The organism is Mesorhizobium sp. WSM4806 (assembly GCF_055811635.1).
Genome location: NZ_JBVVQZ010000016.1, coordinates 1 through 19,104, shown reverse-complemented (window position 1 = coordinate 19,104; position 19,104 = coordinate 1). Strand labels below are relative to the sequence as shown.

The following is a 19,104-nucleotide window of genomic DNA, read 5'->3' as shown; positions in this document are numbered from 1 at the left end:
AGCGGTTTAAAGTTTTAACTGAAAGCTGCAGTGCTCCTCGCCGGGCTGGTCATACGCCCGCGTAAGCGAGCCTGGTGAAGAAGGCGGGATTCATGATGAACTGTCTCGGCGCCAGCCAACCTCCCGCCTCGGCGAAAATAGCCGAGGCTAGGCAGCACAGGCAGAAGCCGCGGCGAGACAAATTGATTGTATGCGCATTGGGCATCGTGCTCTCCTACGCCATGTAGTGTCAGGCTAGAGGGCCTCGCCGGGAGCCTCACCCTTTGATGAAATCCAGGATGTCCTGGTTCAGCCGGTCCTTGTGGGTCGTCGGTTCCAAGGTCGAAGAGGATCAGGTCCTTCTCGGTCCGGATCAGCGGAACGTTGCATTTCGCATCGATGGCGCCGCTGCTCCCGCCAAGCCGTTTCTCGATGTCGACCCATTCGGCAGGCATCGCGTCCGGTGCGACGACCTCCGCCGGCAGCATAAAATGGCCGTCGCTCAGCACCGTGATGTTGAAGGAACCGTGGCGGAAGCGGTGGGGCGAGGCGGCCATGGCGCGCCATGGCCGCACTGACGAGCAGCCGACAAACCCGACGGCGCCGGCAAGGAAGGTGCGTCGATCAAGTCTCATGGCCCAATCTCCTGATCTCGAATTGTCTGGTGGCTGCAGCCAACAGCGCAGCGACGGCGGCAGACGGCGGCCAGGCCCCGTCGCCGAGGATGAGCAGGCCATCTCCCGCGCCCTTGGGGAGGATATCCAGCAGGCTCGGTAGAAGGGCGATCGGCTTGCCTGCCTGCAGGAACTGAACGATCAGCGCCGCGGCCGAGTTGCGATCAGCGTCGCGCCAGAGCGCGCCCGGCTCGCCGACGCAGAAACCTCCGTGAAAATCCTCCTCGAACAGCTCGCCGAATCTGAGCGTGTTGGCGAGATCGTCGCGGGCGCGGCGGTCGGCCTGGAACCGCCTTGCAAGCTCGTCGGCTTCCGCTCCCAGTCGCGTGAAACGCGTGGGCCAGGGGTAGCCGCCGCACATCGACGCTACAAGCACCTCGGCGCCCGCATCCTGAAGCGCGTAGTAGACCCCCAGGAACTGCTCGAGCCCGACGTTGCCGGCTTCCGAGGACCGACTGAGCATGACGGCTATGCGAAGCGGCGCGCCCGTGGACGTCATCTCGGCCCCCTGACAATCACTCGACTCCGGCCAATGCCAACCGCACCGGCACGCGCGCGGCGATCCATCGCAGCACGTGGGCGATCACCTCCTTGCGGCCGAGATCGTTGAGCAGGTCGTGGAAGTGGCCCGGGTAGAGCTTCAGCGTCTTGTCGGCGGAGCCGGCGGTGTCGAAGAACAGCTGGCTGCCGGCAGGCTTGGTTGCCTTGTCTGCCGTGCCGTGTAAGATCAAGACCGGCAGCGTGATCAGCGGAAAGTCGCGCTTCAGCCGCTCGTTTGCGCGAATCAGTGCTGCGACTGTGCTCGTCGGCTGGACCTCCTTATCGATCAACGGATCCTCGTTCATCGATGTCACAATCGCCGCATCGCGCGAAAAATCCTCGTTGTTCAGCCGCAGGACGTGAAAATGCGGCGCGACGTGGCTGAGCCCCTTGACGACCACGAGAGCGAAATCCGGCGCGTACACCTGGAACGCAAAGCTCTCGCATATGAATCCGGAGAGCTCGGCCTGATGGTCCAGCGCATAGGTGGTCGAGACCACGCCGCCTGCACTGTGGCCCAGCAGGAAGACAGGCAATCCGGGCTCCCGCTGCTTGGCGAGCTGGATCAGCATCGATAGATCGTCGACATACTCAGTGACGTTCTCGACGAAAAACCGCTCGCCGTCGGACTTCCCGCGACCGCGCAAGTCGAGGGCGTAGACGGCGTGGCCGGCGGCGGCCATCTGCTCGGCGGCCCAGAAGTACTGGCCGCTATGTGAGTTAACGCCGTGGCAAATCGCCACGACCGCGCTCGGTCTGGACGCAGGGTGCCAAGAGCGCACGAAGATCCTTGGGCCGTCCGCGCGCTCCAGATATTCCTCCGCCATAGCGGTCGTGGTCGAGGTCATGGCAAGTCTCCTCTTTCGCTTGCGGTCAGCTCTTGATGAAGGCGAGCAGGTCCGCGTTGACGATGTCGGGATGCGTCGTGCACAGGCCATGCGGAAGACCGGCATAGGTCTTCAGCGTTCCGTTCCTGAGAAGCTTGGCGGACAGCGGAGCGGAGTCGGCGTACGGCACGATCTGATCGTCGTCGCCGTGCATGACGAGCACCGGAACATCGATCTTCTCCAGGTCGTCGGTGAAGTCGGTTTCCGAGAACGCCTTGATGCAATCGTAGTGCGCTTTGGCGCCGCCCATCATGCCCTGCCGCCACCAATTGTCGATGATGCCCTGCGAAACCTTCGCGCCCGGCCGGTTGAAACCGTAGAAGGGACCGGAGGGCACGTCGTAGTAAAATTGCGCCCGGTTCGCGACCAGCGCCGCGCGAAACCCGTCGAACACCTCGATCGGCAGGCCGCCCGGGTTCTTGGCGGATTTCACCATGATCGGCGGCACCGCGCCTATCAGCACCGCTTTGGCGACGCGACCCGATTTTGCGCGAGCTACGTAATGCGCGACCTCGCCGCCGCCGGTCGAATGGCCGATATGGACGGCATTCTTCAGGTCGAGCGCCTCGGCCAGTTCGGCAACGTCGGCCGCGTAGGTGTCCATCTCGTTGCCGGTGTCGGACTGTGTTGAGCGGCCGTGGCCGCGGCGATCATGCGCGATGACCCGGTAGCCGTTGTGCAGGAAGAACAGCATCTGGTTGTCCCAGTCGTCGGCGCTGAGCGGCCAGCCGTGATGGAAGACGATCGGCTGTGCGTCCTTCGAACCCCAGTCCTTATAGAAAATCTCGGTGCCGTCCTTCGTGGTGATGAAGCCCATGTTCTGTCGTCCTTCGCTGGGTTGAGTGGTGGATTCAGCGGAAATCGCCTGCGCAGCGTATGCCGGCAGAAGGGTCGCCGCTCCGGCGGTGATGCCTGCTGCGAGCATCTCGCGGCGGGTGAGTTGGATCGGATGCAGGGCGGCGCTCACGGCTGTGACTCCTCGCCGAGGAAGCGAATGACCTCGTCGCCGAACTCGCGCGGGTACTGGAACAGGAAGGCGTGGCCGGAGTCCGGGTAGACGATCAGCCGCGCGTTCGGGATCGCCTGCGCCAGGGCGTAAGACTGGAGCGTCGGGATCATGACGTCTTCGTTCCCGTTCGCCACCAGCACCGGCTGGCGGATCGCCCCGACACGATTGAGAAGCGATGTTTCCGGCGTCCCTAGATCCCCTGCGGCGGCAAGCATCGCCTTCCAGGTTTTTTCGCTCACTAGCCTCGCAAATGAATCCTTGCGCTCCCGTAGCCGAGCGAGGTGCGCACGTCCGGCCGCCTGGCTGGTTTGCGTGTCCTTGAAAAAGAGGAAGAGGAAGTCGTCGTCTGTGTTTGTCGGCTTGGTGGCGACCTCAATCGCCATGGGATTCAGGTTTGCGCGCTCGACATAGCCCGCGCCGCTACCGGCGATGACCAGCCTGCGCACGAGGCCGGGCCGCTGGAGCGTCAGTTCCTGCGCGACGAGGCCGCCGAAGGAGAAGCCCAGCAGATCGACCTGCTTGAAACCCAGGCCGTCGATGAAGGCGCCGGCGTTCCTCGCCCAATCGGCCATGCGGAGAGGGGCCTCGCCGCCGGAGCGGGCCACGCCGATATTGTCGAATATGACGACGTATCGGCTTGCCGCGACATGATCGAGGAATGCCGGGTCCCATTCGTCCATCGTCCCGCGAAAGCGGTTGAGGAGAACCAGAGGCGTTCCGGACGGCGTCCCGAGCGTCCGGTAGGCGTAGGCGACGCCGTCGACGTCGAACGTTTTCGTCTCCACGCAGGCGGCGTCGCAGAACCCAGTCTGGCTGGGTTCTGCCGAGGTGGTCGGGTTGGCCGTGGTCGAGGTGATCAGGACGGCGAGCAGTGCAGTGCCGGCCAGTCCGGCGACGACCGCTTGACGTAAGGATGTACTGCGGGTTGAAGTCATCGCTCTTTCCCTCTGCGCGCTTCGTTCGATGACGAGACAGTTGCGCAGTGGAGCGGCGTGAACCAGTTAATCGTTGCTAAACGGCGCTAACCAGCTTGTTTAGCGTTACCAGACTGGCCACCGAACGCGCCTCCAGGGCCAACGCGCCTTGATCTCGCGCCATTTCGATCGCGCGCTGGAGGAGCAGCCGGGCCTCAGTCGGGCGCGAGGCCTGTTCGGCAAGTATCTTGCCTTTCTGGTGCAGCAGTTCCGGGCAGTACCAAGCCTCGCCACTCGACCTGCAGCGCGCCAGAGCGTCGTCGAGCAGCGCCACGGCTTCCAGCTCCTGGCCAATCCTCGCCAGCCCGGAGGCGAGTATCGATTGGAAGACAGTGTGGTAAAGATAGAATCCCGCACGATCCAGCCGGTCGAGAGCTTCGCCGACGAGTGTGACGCCCGTTGCGGCGTCTCCGGTTCGAATCAGGATATCGCCCTCGAAACATTCGGCATAGGCATGCCAAACGTCGAGCGCGTGGTCGTGCGTGCGCCGATGCAGCATGTCCGTATAGCGCTCGGCGCGTGCGAGGTCACCGGCCATCAGCGACACCGGACAGGCGGCGTCCGACAGGGCGTGGCACAATGTGAGATTGTGGCCCGCGGCAAGAGCGGCGCAGACCATATCGTCGATCTCACGCAGGGCCTCTTCTGTTTTGCCGCGCAGCCACAGCAGACGCGCTAGAGTAATGCGGGCGGTGATGCGTTGATCGTATTGAAAGCGCGCCAGATGCGATCCGTTCGACGGCGGGCGATAGGCATCCAGCATGCGCCGCACATGGCTTTCCGCGGCTGGCTGATCGCCCAGCAGATGCAGTGCCCTTGCCTTCATCCTCTCGCCGATCAACTGGTCCGAGACGTCTGCCGAACGCTCAGACAGCGCGCAGAACGCCTCGGCCATTTCGAGCGCCGCTCGAGGTTCGCCGCCGTTTGTCCGATCGACCCACAGCGCCCAAAGCGCGCGCAGCTGGAAGTCGACATCATCGACCTTCTGGGCGATCTCGAATGAGCGCGTCCAGGCTTGCGCGCCCCCGGGCCGTCCTGAAATCGCGCGCATGTGCGGAAAGCCAAGGGCCGCATGAAGCCGCATCAGGCTTTGCTGATCGGCGTCGGGCTGTCGTTCGAGCCAATCCAGCGCTTGCCTTACCCGCAACAGGCATTCGTCGACCAGCGAAAGATGGTACCACAGCGGAATTGCCGCGACTGTCATTGCAACGCCGGCCGCCGCGTCGCCGCCCGGCGAGAAGCACCAGTCGAGCGCAGCCCTGAGATTGCCGACGTCGCGGGCGAAGCCGTCCACCCAGCCGGCGTCCTGCTCATGCGGCGCGGCACATTCGAGCAGGCTCCGATAGTGGACTGCGTGGCGGCGCGAAGCGTCTTCCCGCGACACGGCGACCGAAAATTTCTCGGCTGCGTAGGCGCGAGTCATGTCAAGCAGGCGATAGCGCACCGGATAGGCATTGCGATCAACGACCACGAGCGACTTCGCGGCAAGGTCGATGATGCACTCTTCGACGTCGCCGCCACTTTCACCCGATACCACTGCGCGCGCCGCCGCCAGCGTAAAATCCTGATTGAACACCGAAAGCTGCGCGAGAGCGGTCTGCTGTGCCGGGGAAAGCAGGGAAAAGCTCCACTCCATCGTCGCGCGAAGCGTCTGGTGGCGTGGCAGAGCCGTGCGTCGTCCACGCGTCAGGATGTCGAAATTAGACCGCAGCGATTCCGCAACGCCGGCAATGCCGAACGTATCAACGCGCCCCGCAGCCAGTTCGATAGCGAGCACGATGCCATCGAGGCGGCGGCAGATATCGGCCACCACCGGGGCGTCGGCGTCGCTCAAAGAATAACCTCCAAGGCTTGCCGAAGCGCGCTCGACGAACAGCTGGACCGCAGCAAAATCCAGTGCCCTTGCCGCATCCAGCTTCTCGTCCGGTCCCGGGCAGTCCAGCGGCGGCAAGCGCAGAACCCATTCGGGCGCGACCCGAAGCGGCTCCCTGCTGGTCGCCAGGATCGTCACGTGCCGCGTCCTGGTGATCAGTTCCTCGGCGATCGCCGCGACTTCTTCGATGAGGTGCTCGCAGCAGTCGAGGACGAGGAGCATCGAGCGATGACTAAGCTTGTTCGCCAGCTCAGCGAGCGGATCGGTCGAGGCGAGCACTAAGCCCGCTGCGGTGGCGATCAGCTCGGTGATCAGCGCTCCATTGGCAATCCCGGAGAAATCGACGAACGCCGTGCCGTCCGAATAACCATCATCCACGCGTTGAGCAAGAGCGAGCGCTACTGTCGTCTTTCCAATGCCTCCCGGACCGACGAGGGTGAGCAGCCTTTGCTCGAGCAGCTGCCCCTCGAGCTGATCGAGAACCGCCTCTCTCCCGATGATACGGTTGGCCAGCCGGGGTAGCGGCAGTCGGGCTATCGTGGGTTGCTGGCCATCGGCCCGCGTCGGCGACTCCTTGCGCGTGACCGGCGCCACGAAGCTGTAGCCGCGATTTGGAATGTTCGAGATATATTGCTGCGCCTCGGGGCCCTCGCCGAGAATCTTGCGCAGCGACGTGATGTGGACGCGCAGGTTGTTTTCCTCGACGAACATGTTTCGCCAGACCTGGGAGACGAGATCGTCTTTGGAAACGATCTCTCCGGCGCGCGACACCAGGACGATGAGGATATCCAAAGCGCGGCTGCCAATCCTCAGCCTTTCGTCGCCCCGCATAAGCAGGCGCTCGGCCGGCACCAGCGTAAACGAACCAAAGGAGAGTGCGGCGCCCGGTGTCACATTCCAAACCTAGTGGGTGCAACGAAGTTTCAGATTTCCACGAGAAGCAGGTCTGTGTGAAGCTATACCTTGGATTCATGACTTGCACGCCTCGGTTCCAACGTTCGCTTCGGCCCCGACTCTGACGGTCGGCAACGCGCCTGATTCCCGCCATTTGCCCAATTGTGGCGGCTTCCTGAAAGCGGACGTTCAAATTAGTTCACGGCTACGTCTAAATCCCTCCGTCCTCGCGGCAGAACGCGACAGTTGGGGACACGGCGCATGTCGATCCCCTACACGACCCTTTTCGGTCGAATTCTAGGGGAGCTGCGCGTCCATGAGGTTCAGGCGGTCGAAGAAGACGCGGTTGCGACGCTTGGCATCGGCAAGAAGCCGGCCGTAGTCGATGACCTCGAAATAGATCCCGAAGGTCCGGTGATAGCCGTAATAGGAGCGCTGGTCCAGCGTTGGCATCGCGTCCGACATCTTCAGCTCGGCGTGCATGCTCGGCGTGATGTCGCAGACGACGTAAGCGAAAGCGGGTATCTTGTCCCCCGCAACCGACAACTCGTGAGATGTGCCTTAAGTTAACTGTGTCGGCGCCACGACGAATAGAACGAAAGCGCCGAGTTGGAACACAGCGGACATGATGGTTTCCGCTGAACGGTTTGCATGACCGGGCCCTGCTCGAAGCGTGCCGACACAATTAGGCCGAGGCCCATGAGCACGACGACGCGCGCCGTTTACGTGGAACCCTTCTTTGCGAGGCGGCAGCGGCTCGACGTCTATGAGCACCTTCGTGTTCGCTCGTTGGGCGGGAACGATATGGCCGCTTGCCAAGTTCGCCGAGACCAACCCGGCCTAGGTTTGACCTTGCCGCATACGCGCAGCGAGACCTTTCTCGCTAGCATTTTTGTCGGGGGCTGGAGCGACGGCGATCTTTGGTGCGATGAGCGGCATTTGAGACGGACAAGCACACCGTCGGGTGGTTTGGGGATTTTTGATCTAAGGCAATCGTGGGTGGCTGATCTCGCAGAGCCGTTTGCGGCGCTGCACGTTTATATGCCAATGCGAGCCCTCAATGAACTCACCGACGAACTTCGCGTGCCGGCCATCGAGCAGCTAGTCTGTACGTTACAGCCTCCGCCGCGCGACGAGGTACTGCTTCATTTGGTCAGTGCTCTGCTACCCGCGATTTCAAAACCCTGGGAAGCGAATGCCCTGTTCGCAGATTACGTCTTCGTTGCGATCCGGATGCATCTCGCTCGAACCTATGGCGGCCTGAAAACGCCTTCAGAGAAGGCTACCAGAGGTTTAGCTCCATGGCGGGAAGGCGAACAAAGGAACTACTCTTGGACAGCATCCAGTCCGATCGGTCTCTGGCGGATTTGGCCGATGCATGCGGTTTGTCAGCAAGGCATTTTACGCGGGCGTTCAAGGCAACAACTGGGCAACCGCCCCATCGTGGGTTGTTGAAACGGCGCGTGGAGCTCGCCAAGGATCTTCAACGGATGAGAGTATCGCAATGATCGGACTTGCCTGCGGGTTCGCTGACCAGAGCCATCTGACCCGTGTTTTTCGAGCGAATGTAGGAACCACCCCGAGTGCCTGGCGACGTAAACGCCGGCACTAAACAGGGTGATTTTGTCCGCCACCACGACTCAGCGAGGTGGACTACCAGCTGTCGTTGCTATGGAGGCTGTCGGTCCGAGGTGGATGAGAGATTGTGTTGGGACATACCAACCCTTCTCCAGTAGTGGCGGATGCCTTCGGATGCAGCGGTCAACGATCACGGTCATTGCCATTGAAAGGGCGAAATTCGGCCTGTCGCATAAATTCTGTCCACACTTTGTGACTTGGAAGCCGGCAAAGGTCACCTGCGATAGTAAAAAAGCGGGGGTAAGCGGTGCAACTTTTGCCGATGCTGGGATTGGCTCTGCTTGGCGCCGGAGCAGGGTTAGCGTGGTTGTTCAGCAAGTTCTTGTCGCAAGTCTCAGGGCCAGCCTGGGATCGGCGCCATGAGCAGCACTGATCAGCTATGTCGGCGGAACGCTGACGATGATCCTCGTCATCTTACTGATGCAAGAGCCTTGGACATTGACAAGCGGCGTCGCGAAAAGCTCGTGGCCTCGTTGGCGCCGGCGTGTTCGGGGTCATCTACATCGTTCTGGCGATTGTCCTGATACCGAAGCTAGGGCCGCGACCGTTGTGGCGCTGATCGTCGCCGGACAGTTGCTGGCGTACTTGGCATCGTTTGCTTGTTCGCTAACCCAGTGTCCGGTTTCGGGGGGAGCGTCACCGCTCTGGACGACCGACATGGAGCGAGCGCAAAGCTGCCATCCCCAACGCCGGTCATGAAGGTCTCGAATGGGTCAGTTCACGTCGATGCATGGGGGGCGCCTGAATGTCCGCTTCTCACATTCCAGGCCTCGAAGCCGCAAGTCCGCTTCCGGCCCCATCGTGTTCTCACCGAGCCACTGGCGCTGGTAGCGAGCCGCGAATGAAGGTATAGTTCAGGTATTGGATTACGGGTGGGCGGTAACCTGGACAATGGCTGGATTGCGTGAACAGATTGCGCGTGAGCAACGCACCATGGGACCGCTCCTGGTTGCGGCAGTGGTCGTCGGCCTTATAGGTCTACCCGTCGCAGCCTGGCTCGACCTCCGAGATCTGTCGGAACGCATGCTGCGCACGCAAGCCAGCGAAATCAGCCGGATCATCGACGACATGCGCGGATTCTACGGCAGCGACGTCGTGGGACGGGTCCTGAAAGCAGACGGCGCCGTGACCGCGACGCACAATTACAGGGACGTGCCAGGTGCGATCCCTATCCCAGCAACCCTCTCAATCGAACTCGGCAAGCGCATCAGCGCTCACGACGGGTCCGTCAAATATCGCTTCGTCTCGGACCTACCTTTCAAAGGCCGCGAGCCCCACCAGCTAGACACATTCGAGCGCAACGCAATCTCTGCCTTTCGCGCCAATCCAAGTGAGCCCATCATCGAAGCCTCGGGTTCGCTGCTTGACCGGCACGTTCGCGCGGCGGCTCCCGTAGTAATGGGACAAGTCTGCGTCAACTGCCATAACTCGCACCCGGACAGCCCCAAGACAGACTGGAAGGTGGGGGATGTCCGAGGTATCCAGGAGATATCGGTCGCCCAGCCGATCGGGGCCAACGTCCTCTCTTTCAAGTATCTGCTTCTGTATTTCGGCTTCGCAGCTGCGGCGGGTCTAACGTTCATTTTCCTGCAGCGTCGGCAGTCCGCCTTGGTTCACGGCATGAACACGGAACTCGCCGAGGCAAACGACTTTCTCGCCGCAATTTCATTGAAGATCGCCAAATATCTCTCGCCTCAAATTTATAAAAGCATCTTCAGCGGCCAAAAGGACGTGACTATCGCGACCGAGCGCAAGAAGCTCACAATCTTTTTCTCAGATATCAAAGATTTCACCGCGATCGCGGAACGGCTCCAGCCTGAGGACCTCACGGCACTCCTCAACGAGTACTTCACCGAGATGTCAATGATCGCGCTCAAGCACGAGGCTACGGTCGACAAGTTCATCGGCGACGCACTTCTTGTGTTCTTCGGAGACCCCGAGACAAAGGGTGTCGAGGAGGACGCGAGGGCCTGCTTGCGCATGGCTGTCGACATGCAGCGCCGGCTAGAGCAGCTGAACAGGTTGTGGCGTGATCGAGGAATTGAGCAGCCGTTCCGAGCTCGCATGGGCATCAACACGGGCTATTGCAATGTCGGCAACTTCGGCTCCGATGATCGCATGGACTACACGATCATCGGGGCCGAAGCGAACCTAGCGGCCCGCCTGCAATCGATTGCCGAACCTGGCGGCATCTGCCTTAGCTATGAGACCTATGCGCTCGTGCGCGACCTTGTCCGAGCGCGTCCGTTGGCGCCGATCGCCATGAAGGGGATCAGTCGGGAGGTTGTCCCCTATGAAGTCGAGGGCCTCCTTGGTGAACTGGCACAGCGCCCTCAGGTCATCAGCGAGCACGCGACTGGCCTCGACCTGTTCCTCGATGTCGAAGCGATCGACGAGAACGGGGTCGAACGGGCAAAGAAACGTCTTTCGGAGGCGCTCCTGGCCTTAACCGCCCGAAGCAAGCCCGCTACTTTTTAGCAGGGTCCTTGAACGTCCGGTTCTGCCGCTACAGAGCCGTTTCGGAAACGCACCCTCGACCCGAAGCAGACTCCCGTAGTGGAGCCATGGATGACCGCTTCGCGCTCAAAATCGGACGTTGAGATCAGCATTGCCCCTTCCTGAAAGCCGACATCCCAAGAACCTCGCTTAGGGTCGTGGTTGCGCCATTTCGCGACGTTCATGGCGCATCTACAAACCTGACGTTCGCGCTATGACTTGATGGGGACCCAAAGCGGCCGTCCGATGCTGCGAGCCTGATGACATGGGCCGACCCTTCGCAGAGAACGGACTGAAGAATAGCCGCGCTGCCGCAGCAAGGGGTTTGCGAGATCGACCGCTCCCCAAAACCACAACCGCGCCTATTGGCGGAGTACCGAATCGGCCGGCTGAGCCGTCATTATCGGATCGGCATGACGATGCACAATCTTCCAGAGACCATCTTCTGGGCGAAAGACGCTCGTCACGCGTAACGCTAGAGGTGTGACATCGCTCCGACCGCCAACCTTGGACCTGAGCTGCTCTACTTCGACGAGGTATGCCAGCTCAGACGTCACACACTTCGCTATGCTCTCGAAGCCGGTAGCGTCGCCGTCCCTGTAATTCGATGCCGCTTGCTCCATCGTCTCAGCGACCTGCTTCCATCCATGCGCGAAAGGGCCAAAGGGATTGCCCAGTGTTACATCGTCTCGTTGGGAAAAGAGCTTCTTCGCAGGCGCGGGGTTTCCTTTCATGAACTTATCCAGGGCTAGGTGATATTTTTCAACTGCTTGATCGAAATCATTGGCGTCGAGAGACACGTCATCCTCCCTGTCGTTTTGGTTCTGATCCGGACTGGCGACTCCTGCAGGTTCAACATTCTGTGTGTCCGCAGCGGTGAGGCATTTCACTAACTGCGGCGCAGCGCGGGTTGGCTTGGTCAGTATAGCAGGGCCAAGACAAGTTTCGCGACAGCGCTTTGAGACGGCTCGGCAAATGGCCGGTTTCCACCCGACCGCGATGTAGAACGCTCCGCGGCTGTACGGCAGAACGAATCCTTCGGCTGGCTCGGTCGCGCCATTTGCTGACCTTCATGGCGCTGCTCCAAACCTGCCGTTCGCGCTACGACCTGATCCGACCCTTCCATGCCCTTCCTTCTGGGCAGCGCTACGACAATCCGTGACCCAATCACGACAGCCGAAATCACAGCGGCAGAGCATCGAAAGACCGCTCCTGGCGCGACCTTCCCGTTCGGAATGATCCGAGGCGGTCATGCCCCAGTGGCAAATTCCAACGTCTCCGGGACCAGCTTTCTTAATATCGCCAATGGGCCACGATTTTTGGCAGAAGGAGAGAGAGAGGGAGCCTGAGCTGCCGAGCTCCGCTTCCGTTGATGCGGTTTGCATTTATCCGCGTGAGGTAAAGCTCGCGCTTCTATTCCGGGCAACAACTGTGTGCGAGGTGCAAAGTAGCCGGCTGAGCCGCATTTCACTTCTTGCGCGGATCGTCAGCCGGGTTGATGTAAGTAATACGAAACGGTCCGACGAAATGAACCTCGATGATAGTCTCTTCGCCTCCCGTCCAGACGTAATGCGCTTGATTTGCTGGCAGCGCGTGGAAGGCTCCGGGTTTTAGCAGGTCGCCAGTCTTTTCGCCCTTTTTGCCGACTCCAAAGCCAATGCTGCCGCTGACCAGGGTGATGGTCTCGGCATACGGGTGAGTGTGGGGCGGAATCTGATAGTTGGGCGGAAACTTGGAGCGTGTGACAACCACTTCGCCAGTCTTTGTCGGATCGCCCGTCAAGACAGCGACTTTAGCCCCTTTTGGCAGGCTAGGATTATCCTTCCATACCAGCTTGTCAGGCGTAAGCAGGGTCACGTCCATATCGTCCGCGAATGCCGAACCTCCACATACGGTCAAAACTGCTGCAACTGTAATACCGAAGGCAAGTGTGGATCTGCGATTCATAGATTTCATCGCTTCCTCCATTTAGCATGTGCGTGGTGCGCACGAACAAATCATCCAGAGCCCGACCCGACCAATTGTCAAATCAACTGATCGGTGGTCGCCATCCCAGCCAACCCCCACCGTCGGGAATCGGGGCGTGAGGCGACCTTACCTGTTCCCGCTGTGTAGGTCAGGATATGGCGCTAGCTTCACATTCCGGTAGTCAGATCAGACGGCAAGATTCCACCCGATTTGAGACGTAGAACGCTCCATCGCGGTATTATCCGAGCCCATGCGGCGGCCGGCTCGGTCGCGCCATTTCTTGACATTCATAGCGCTTCTCCAAAGCTGCCGTTCGTGCTTCGGGCGGTGTCGAACCCGAAGCCGACCAAGTGGAGTTACGGTCAAACGTCCGGAAATCGCGAACAGCTGTCATCCCCTCCGCCGAGGACATGCGGCGCTATTCTGCCTGTGCGGATGCCTTCCTCACGCCTTCGACAAGATGCTCGATATCGGCAGCGTGCTCGAAGACAATGCCATTCTTGACGTAATCCAACGGGGAAAACCCTGCCACAGCGGCCGCGCCTAAATGCTGCTTGGCGATTTGTAGTTCTCCCATCTGAGCGTAGCAGGCGGCGAGTCGGACGCGGGCACCGGGACCGAGCAGAGGCAATCTCTCAAGTTCTGTTGCCGCCGACCGATATTCACCGATTGAATACAGTGCCACAGACCGATCATAGTGGTACCAGTCCGGATGGATGGGATTGAGGCGAAGCGCCCGGTCTATCCAAGCCAGGCCATCAAGCGGCCTGCCGCGCATGGTCAGCAGATAGCCCATTTGACAAACGGTGTCGGCGTCATGAGGATTGAGGTCGAGCGAGCGTCTGACGTGCTGTTCGGCGGCGTCGTGCTGCCTGAGATACAGCCGAACGATTGCTAGAATTCGGTGACACCGCGGGTCTTCGGGGGCCAGCGTCACACCTTTGAGGGCGAGGTCGAGCGCCCCGGCAAGCACCTTCGTGGATGCCATGGCGTACCCGCCGATGATGACCTGCGACAGCGCCAGATAGGACTGTGCAACGCCGTAATGCGGGTCCTTTTCGATTGCTGCTTCGAACAACTGGCGAGCGTCCTCATTGTCTTGGGGCCGATAGCCGCGCAACGCGGCAATACCTCGAAGCACCAATTCATAGGCGGCAAGACTGTCAGTCGGCTTGCTCGACATCCGTTGCAGCCCGGCATCCTCCAGACGCGAGACGAGGCGGCTGACGATGCGATGCGCGATCTCGTTCTGGACGGAGAAAATCTCGGTATCTTGTGCCAGATATCGGTCACTCCAAAGCTGAACCCCACGGGAGGCCTCTGTCAGACGAACCCCGACGTCGAAAGTGCCGCCCAAGCGTTTGATATCGCCATCGACGAAGTAGTCGGCACCAAGCTTTTCGCCAAGCGTCCTCCACTCTTGGGCCGCTTCGCCGCTCACCGCGAAACTCGTGCTCCGTGCAAGCACCGTTACGGCCCTGAATCGACCCAAACCATTGAGAATGTCTTCAGCAATGCCGTCGGAGATCGCGGTTTCGGTCGGATCGTCGGTTCCATGGTGGAAGCGGAGAACGGCGACTGCTGGTGCGTCTGTTGTCAGGTCGGGTTCCCTTGCGACTGCCAGCATGTAACCTCGCCGGGAGACTGTGCGGACCAGCGCCTGCGCTTCATCCCCGAGGGCCTTTCTGATCTCGCGGACACACTGGGTCAGCGAATCTTCGGTGACCGTCACTTCCGGCCAGACTGCATCGAGAAGCTCCGACTTCGAAACCACACGGCCGGCATTTCGGACCAAGTGCGAAAGGAGGACCTGGGCTTTCGGCCGCAGAAAGATGATCTCACGGTCGTAAGACAACGCTCCGCTGCTGGGGTCGAAGCTGAACTTCCCCAGACGACAGGCTTGAGCTGACGCTTCGGTCGCCATCGAAAGCCGTGTTCCCGAATTGGCTAAGCCAAACCTTTATAGGCCAACGACCTGCAATTCGCATCAAGAAGGGAGGTCGGCTTGGCTCCGACGGACGTTCCAAGGAATGGTCGGTGTCAATGGCTGTCAATGCCGCTTCCAGCCCCTCCGTAATGGAGGCTTGTGACGGGCAGCACCAAAAGGTTGCCGCGCTGCTCGCGAGAAGCTCGAAAAGTTCCTGCCGGATTTCGTTTGTGCGCTCGAGGGAATGAAGCATCTCGCGTTCCTTTCAAGCCCGTTTTTCTGCTTGCAGCCGTTCGGCGACCAACGCCTGAAGCTGCCAGAGCTTCCGGTCTCGGATGCCCCTGGCTTCGAGGTGAGTGATGGTGTTGTAGAGATATTCGGCGCATGAACCCCAGTGTCCGGCTGCGGTCGCCAAAGTGTCAGCCACCTGTCCTAGTTCGAGCGAGCCGGCATAGGCGGGCGCGTTGCGATCGACCACGAATGCGAGCGCTCGGACCGGACCTTGTGCGGTCTCGAGCCCTATCCAGCGAGGCACGTTCGACGGCGGTTTTGCAGACATCTCGCGTCGCAACAGCTTGCCCAACGCCTTGGTCAATCCCTCCTCCGGCAGGCGAAAGGCGATCCCTTTGCACGCGCCACCCCGATCGAGCGTCAGCATAAGGCCAGGACGTTCCGGTGAGCCCCGCCAGCGAGTGATTTTGAGCGCAAACGCGCGATGCCAGCCGTAGGTATGTGCGATCCGTTCCTCGACGGCCGCAAATTCCGGTTTCCAGATCAGGGAGCCGTAGGCGAACACCAAGAATTCGCGGCTCTGCCCGCGTCCAGTAAGGATATGATCAACCCACCACGCATAATCCTCGTCCTGCAGATAGACAGTCCCTGAACGCGGTCCTGGATCGACGACGTGGCGATGGGCCTTGGCTACAAGTTCAGGGGTGAGGGTCAGCATCATGTTGGTACACGCTCAACGCTTTTCGTCTCGGATCGAGCGCATTATGCGTCCGCGAAAGGGGCCTGTACCGACGTCGTTCTGAAGTTTTTCTGATTTTAGCTTGGTCTAGTCGGTGCGCGGCCGTACCACAGAATGTCTGCAGACAGGCGCAATCAAGTCATTTCGGCGGTCAATTTCGAGGGCAGGTTTCCACACCCGGCCGGCCGAACCTCATCAGGCAATCTAAAAGTCTGAACGCATCAACTGACCACGTGCGCCATCTCCGGACACCCGCGAATACCGCCACGAAGGTCCGACTCGACGGGGAGCGGAAGTTCAGGCGAACTTGGGAGTATTGTTGTAGTTCGAGATGGCTTGGTTGAATCTCCAGCGTCTTCTGACCTGGACGAGAGCAATTACCAGCAGCGGGCGACCCTTTGAGCTCTGCTCAGAGCGTCTTGCTCATCATCAGGATCGGCACCGGAGCGCCGCCACGGTCATCGACGAATTTCTCGGCGGGATGATAGCCGCAGGCTCGATACAGTGGCTCACCTGCCATTGTGGCTGCCAACTCGACACGAGCAAAGCCCTCGGCCTTGGCTGCGTTTTCACAAAGCGAAAGGATCAGACGACCGACACCGCGTCTGACAAAGGCCGGATGGGTATACATGGCTCTGACCCGCGCCGCGTCGTTGGCGGGGTCAAGCAGCGCCGAATTACGCCCGGGCGACTGATCCCCACCATACATGGTCGCGCGCCGGCTCCAGCCCCCGCAACCTGCCAGGACGCCGTCGTGTTCCACGACGAAATAGGTGCCGTCATCGACAAGCTGCGTGTCCAGCCCCATGATTGCGCGGCTGGATCGGATCTGGGCGTCGTCAAGAAAGGGCTTTTGGAGTTCGGCGATCGCCGCATCCATAAGCGCAGTGATGGCCGCGAGATCCTCGCGTCGCGCGATCCGATGCCGCAAGTCTCCGTTGGCCATGTCAAGCACACAGCGATGGGAACAAACGCACGATATGGCGAATTTCGTTCCGGCAGAAGACCAATGTTTGCCGCTGCGGCAGCCTTGGGGCGCCTGTCGACAGCAGGCCGGGAGTATATCCAACGCGAGTCATTCCGGAAGCCCCGCCAGGCGATAGCCCTCCACGATATGCCGCCGCACGTCCTCGGCCGGGAAGGGCTGCGAAGCCGACCAATGCCGGATTGTGAAGTGCGGATTGCTTATCATGAACATTTTTGCTTCCCAGCGCGCTTCCTCCAATCGGCCAAGTTGCGCAAGGCTTGCCGCAAGCAGGCGTCGTGAAGTCGCGCGATAAGTTTCAGGCCTGCGCAGCGTTTGAACCGCGGATTCGTAGTCGCCGATGGCATATTGGGCCTGGCCCAGCATCCAGTAATACCAACCGGGCGGGTGAGGGTTGAGCCGGAGCGCCCTGCGCACCTGCTCTATGGCCTCGGCTGGCCGGCCCTTTTCTGTCGTCAGTTCAGCCTGCATCGCCCAGGCGTCGGCGTGATTGGGATCCAGCTTGTGGGCAGCGTCGAATTCGGCATCCGATTCCGCCCAGCGACCCTCATGGCCCAATATGACGCCCAATACCCATCGGTTTCCGGCGTCGTTCGCGTCGAGTTCGACCGCCTGCTGTGCTTCGGCAAGCGCCCTCGCCCGGTTGGGATTCATCGGTTCGTCCCAGAACTCCCAGCCCAGCCAGAGATTGAGTGCCAGCCACCGGTGCGCCTCCGCATATTCCGGATCGAGCGCGATTGCCCGATTCAGCAGGAAAATGGCTTCTTTCGCGGTGATCGCCGTTTGCAGGCCCAGGGCACGCGCACGCACACAGAGATCATAGGCCTCCAGATTGCTCGGTCTGTTGCGCACTGGCGCGGCGATCAGGCGGCCCACCAGGGCCTCGACAATCTTGCCGGTCACCTCGTCCTGGACGGCGAATATGTCTTCAAGGCTCCGGTCGAATCTTTCGGCCCAAAGGTGGTCGCCCGAGATCGCGTCGATCAGTTGAGCGTTGATACGCACCCGTCCGGCGGCCCGCCGTGCACTACCTTCAAGGAGATGGCGCACTCCCAGTTCGCGCGCGATTTGACGCACATCTACGTGCCTTCCCTTGTATGCAAATGCCGAGTTGCTGGCGATGACGAACAGCTCGCTCGTCCTCGAGAGGTCCGTGATCAGGTCTTCGGTGAGGCCGTCGACAAAAGCTTCCTGCTCCGGATCGTTGCTCATGTTCGTAAAGGGAAGGACGGCTATGGAGGGCTTGGCGGGAAGCGGGAGCGGCGCTTTCTCCGCCGGCCCGCCATCTTCCGACGCGGCCGACAACCGAATCCGGTAGACGGACACCGGTTCGGCGACGTTCTTTATCGCTTGCGGACCAAGTTCGTCGAAGCCGCAATCAATCTTCCGCTTGACTTGGTCATAAACGCTGCCGGAGACACAGATATCTCCTGCCCCGGCCATTGCCTGAAGTCGCACGGCGACAACGACGCCGTCGCCGAACAGATCGCCGTCCTCGACAACGACATCGCCCAGATTGATGCCGATATGCAGGTTGATTTGCCGGCCGACAGCCAAACCTTGGTTCGCGGCCGCCATCCGCTTCTGGAGCTCGACGGCGCATGACACGGCGTTCACCGCGCTTGCGAACTCGACAAGAACGCCATCACCCATCACTTTTACGACACGGCCTTGGCGGTCGCGGACCAGTGGTTCGAGGATCTCCTTCCGCCGCCCCCTTAACGCGGACAACGTTCCTTGCTCGTCCATGTCCAGAAGTCGACTGTAGCCCACCACGTCGGCAGCCATGATGGCTGCAAGACGGCGTTGGGCGCGTACTTCGGACATTTCGCATTTGCTTTCACAGAAAGCAGGGCAAACGGATTGTATTGACGCCCATTTCAAAAGTCTATCAGGCTGGACTTAGAAAACGGGCTTGCCAAGCATCCAAGTCGGGTGAGCCAATGGCCGATTTCCCGCTTGATCCGGTCGTTCGTCGGCCCCAATGAGAACGTCGCAGAAGGGTCACGAGTGCTGGTCGCGGCCAATGTCGGCTTTCAAGACGAGAACTCGGCTCCGCAAGGTCGCGTTTGGGTCAGGAACGTTGGTTCCGGTTAACGTCGGCTATCGGGCAGCGAAATGGGCTGATGAAGGACGGCAAAGTCACGACGATGCCCACAGCAACCTGAATGTCCGCTCTTGAATATTCGCGGCCCGAAGCTGCCGGTCTGCTCTCGTGAAGAGTTTCGGGCGCCGGCAGGCGTACGAAAGTCCCCGAGGAAGGAACCCGCGGGCCACAGGCGATGGCTAT

Annotated in this window: 15 protein-coding genes and 1 pseudogene; 3 read left to right on the top strand and 13 right to left on the bottom strand. The window is 60.7% G+C overall.

Annotated features, from left to right (window positions below):
* Positions 1-14 precede the first annotated feature (14 nt).
* The 7 genes from AC0L2M_RS22905 to AC0L2M_RS22875 all read right to left on the bottom strand — a co-directional run bounded on the left by AC0L2M_RS22905 (position 15) and on the right by AC0L2M_RS22875 (position 7,376).
* Positions 15-614 carry a hypothetical protein gene (locus tag AC0L2M_RS22905; RefSeq protein WP_473535971.1) on the bottom strand — a complete coding sequence of 200 codons (600 nt, stop codon included), beginning with the start codon at positions 612-614 and terminating at the stop codon, positions 15-17.
* The gene (locus AC0L2M_RS22900; RefSeq protein WP_473535970.1) at positions 604-1,152 is read right to left on the bottom strand and encodes a type 1 glutamine amidotransferase family protein; all 549 of its coding nucleotides are present in this window, start codon (positions 1,150-1,152) and stop codon (positions 604-606) included. The genes AC0L2M_RS22905 and AC0L2M_RS22900 overlap by 11 nt, the downstream gene beginning before the upstream one ends.
* A 16-nt stretch (positions 1,153-1,168) precedes the next feature.
* Positions 1,169-2,041 carry a lysophospholipase gene (locus tag AC0L2M_RS22895; protein WP_473535969.1) on the bottom strand — a complete coding sequence of 291 codons (873 nt, stop codon included), beginning with the start codon at positions 2,039-2,041 and terminating at the stop codon, positions 1,169-1,171.
* A 25-nt stretch (positions 2,042-2,066) separates the two neighbouring features.
* Positions 2,067-2,897: an alpha/beta fold hydrolase gene (locus AC0L2M_RS22890; RefSeq protein WP_287377996.1), complete on the bottom strand. Its 831-nt coding sequence runs from the start codon at positions 2,895-2,897 to the stop codon at positions 2,067-2,069.
* Positions 2,898-3,043: 146 nt separating this feature from the next.
* On the bottom strand, positions 3,044-4,024 hold the full coding sequence (locus AC0L2M_RS22885) for an alpha/beta fold hydrolase (RefSeq protein WP_473535968.1): 981 nt from the start codon (positions 4,022-4,024) through the stop codon (positions 3,044-3,046).
* Between the two features lie 76 nt (positions 4,025-4,100).
* On the bottom strand, positions 4,101-6,830 hold the full coding sequence (locus AC0L2M_RS22880) for an ATP-binding protein (protein ID WP_473535967.1): 2,730 nt from the start codon (positions 6,828-6,830) through the stop codon (positions 4,101-4,103).
* Positions 6,831-7,127: 297 nt separating this feature from the next.
* Complete coding sequence (locus AC0L2M_RS22875) at positions 7,128-7,376, bottom strand: hypothetical protein (RefSeq protein WP_473535965.1); 249 nt, start codon at positions 7,374-7,376, stop codon at positions 7,128-7,130.
* Between the two features lie 755 nt (positions 7,377-8,131).
* Between AC0L2M_RS22875 and AC0L2M_RS22870 the strand changes: the two are divergent.
* From AC0L2M_RS22870 to AC0L2M_RS22860, 3 genes and pseudogenes are all read left to right on the top strand, one after another.
* Positions 8,132-8,215, top strand: a pseudogene (locus AC0L2M_RS22870) (hypothetical protein); the annotation flags it as partial.
* The gene (locus AC0L2M_RS22865) at positions 8,209-8,442 is read left to right on the top strand and encodes an AraC family transcriptional regulator (RefSeq protein ID WP_128172975.1); all 234 of its coding nucleotides are present in this window, start codon (positions 8,209-8,211) and stop codon (positions 8,440-8,442) included. The pseudogene AC0L2M_RS22870 and the gene AC0L2M_RS22865, both read left to right, overlap by 7 nt.
* Positions 8,443-9,359: 917 nt before the next feature.
* A complete protein-coding gene (locus AC0L2M_RS22860; protein ID WP_023798997.1) occupies positions 9,360-10,946 on the top strand; it encodes an adenylate/guanylate cyclase domain-containing protein in 1,587 nt (528 codons plus the stop codon).
* Between the two features lie 380 nt (positions 10,947-11,326).
* Here AC0L2M_RS22860 and AC0L2M_RS22855 read toward each other — a convergent pair whose 3' ends face one another.
* The 6 genes from AC0L2M_RS22855 to AC0L2M_RS22830 all read right to left on the bottom strand — a co-directional run bounded on the left by AC0L2M_RS22855 (position 11,327) and on the right by AC0L2M_RS22830 (position 18,641).
* Entirely contained in the window at positions 11,327-11,764 is a 438-nt protein-coding gene (locus tag AC0L2M_RS22855; RefSeq protein WP_473535964.1) for a YybH family protein, read from the bottom strand.
* Positions 11,765-12,431: 667 nt separating this feature from the next.
* Complete coding sequence (locus AC0L2M_RS22850) at positions 12,432-12,920, bottom strand: cupin domain-containing protein (protein ID WP_473535963.1); 489 nt, start codon at positions 12,918-12,920, stop codon at positions 12,432-12,434.
* A gap of 430 nt (positions 12,921-13,350) precedes the next feature.
* The gene (locus AC0L2M_RS22845; protein ID WP_287182566.1) at positions 13,351-14,856 is read right to left on the bottom strand and encodes a winged helix-turn-helix domain-containing tetratricopeptide repeat protein; all 1,506 of its coding nucleotides are present in this window, start codon (positions 14,854-14,856) and stop codon (positions 13,351-13,353) included.
* A gap of 268 nt (positions 14,857-15,124) precedes the next feature.
* Entirely contained in the window at positions 15,125-15,811 is a 687-nt protein-coding gene (locus tag AC0L2M_RS22840; RefSeq protein WP_473535961.1) for a gamma-glutamylcyclotransferase, read from the bottom strand.
* Between the two features lie 427 nt (positions 15,812-16,238).
* Positions 16,239-16,709 carry a GNAT family N-acetyltransferase gene (locus AC0L2M_RS22835; RefSeq protein WP_245268434.1) on the bottom strand — a complete coding sequence of 157 codons (471 nt, stop codon included), beginning with the start codon at positions 16,707-16,709 and terminating at the stop codon, positions 16,239-16,241.
* A 195-nt stretch (positions 16,710-16,904) separates the two neighbouring features.
* Positions 16,905-18,641, bottom strand: a complete 1,737-nt coding sequence (locus tag AC0L2M_RS22830; protein ID WP_473535960.1) for an adenylate/guanylate cyclase domain-containing protein — start codon at positions 18,639-18,641, stop codon at positions 16,905-16,907.
* Positions 18,642-19,104: the final 463 nt, after the last annotated feature.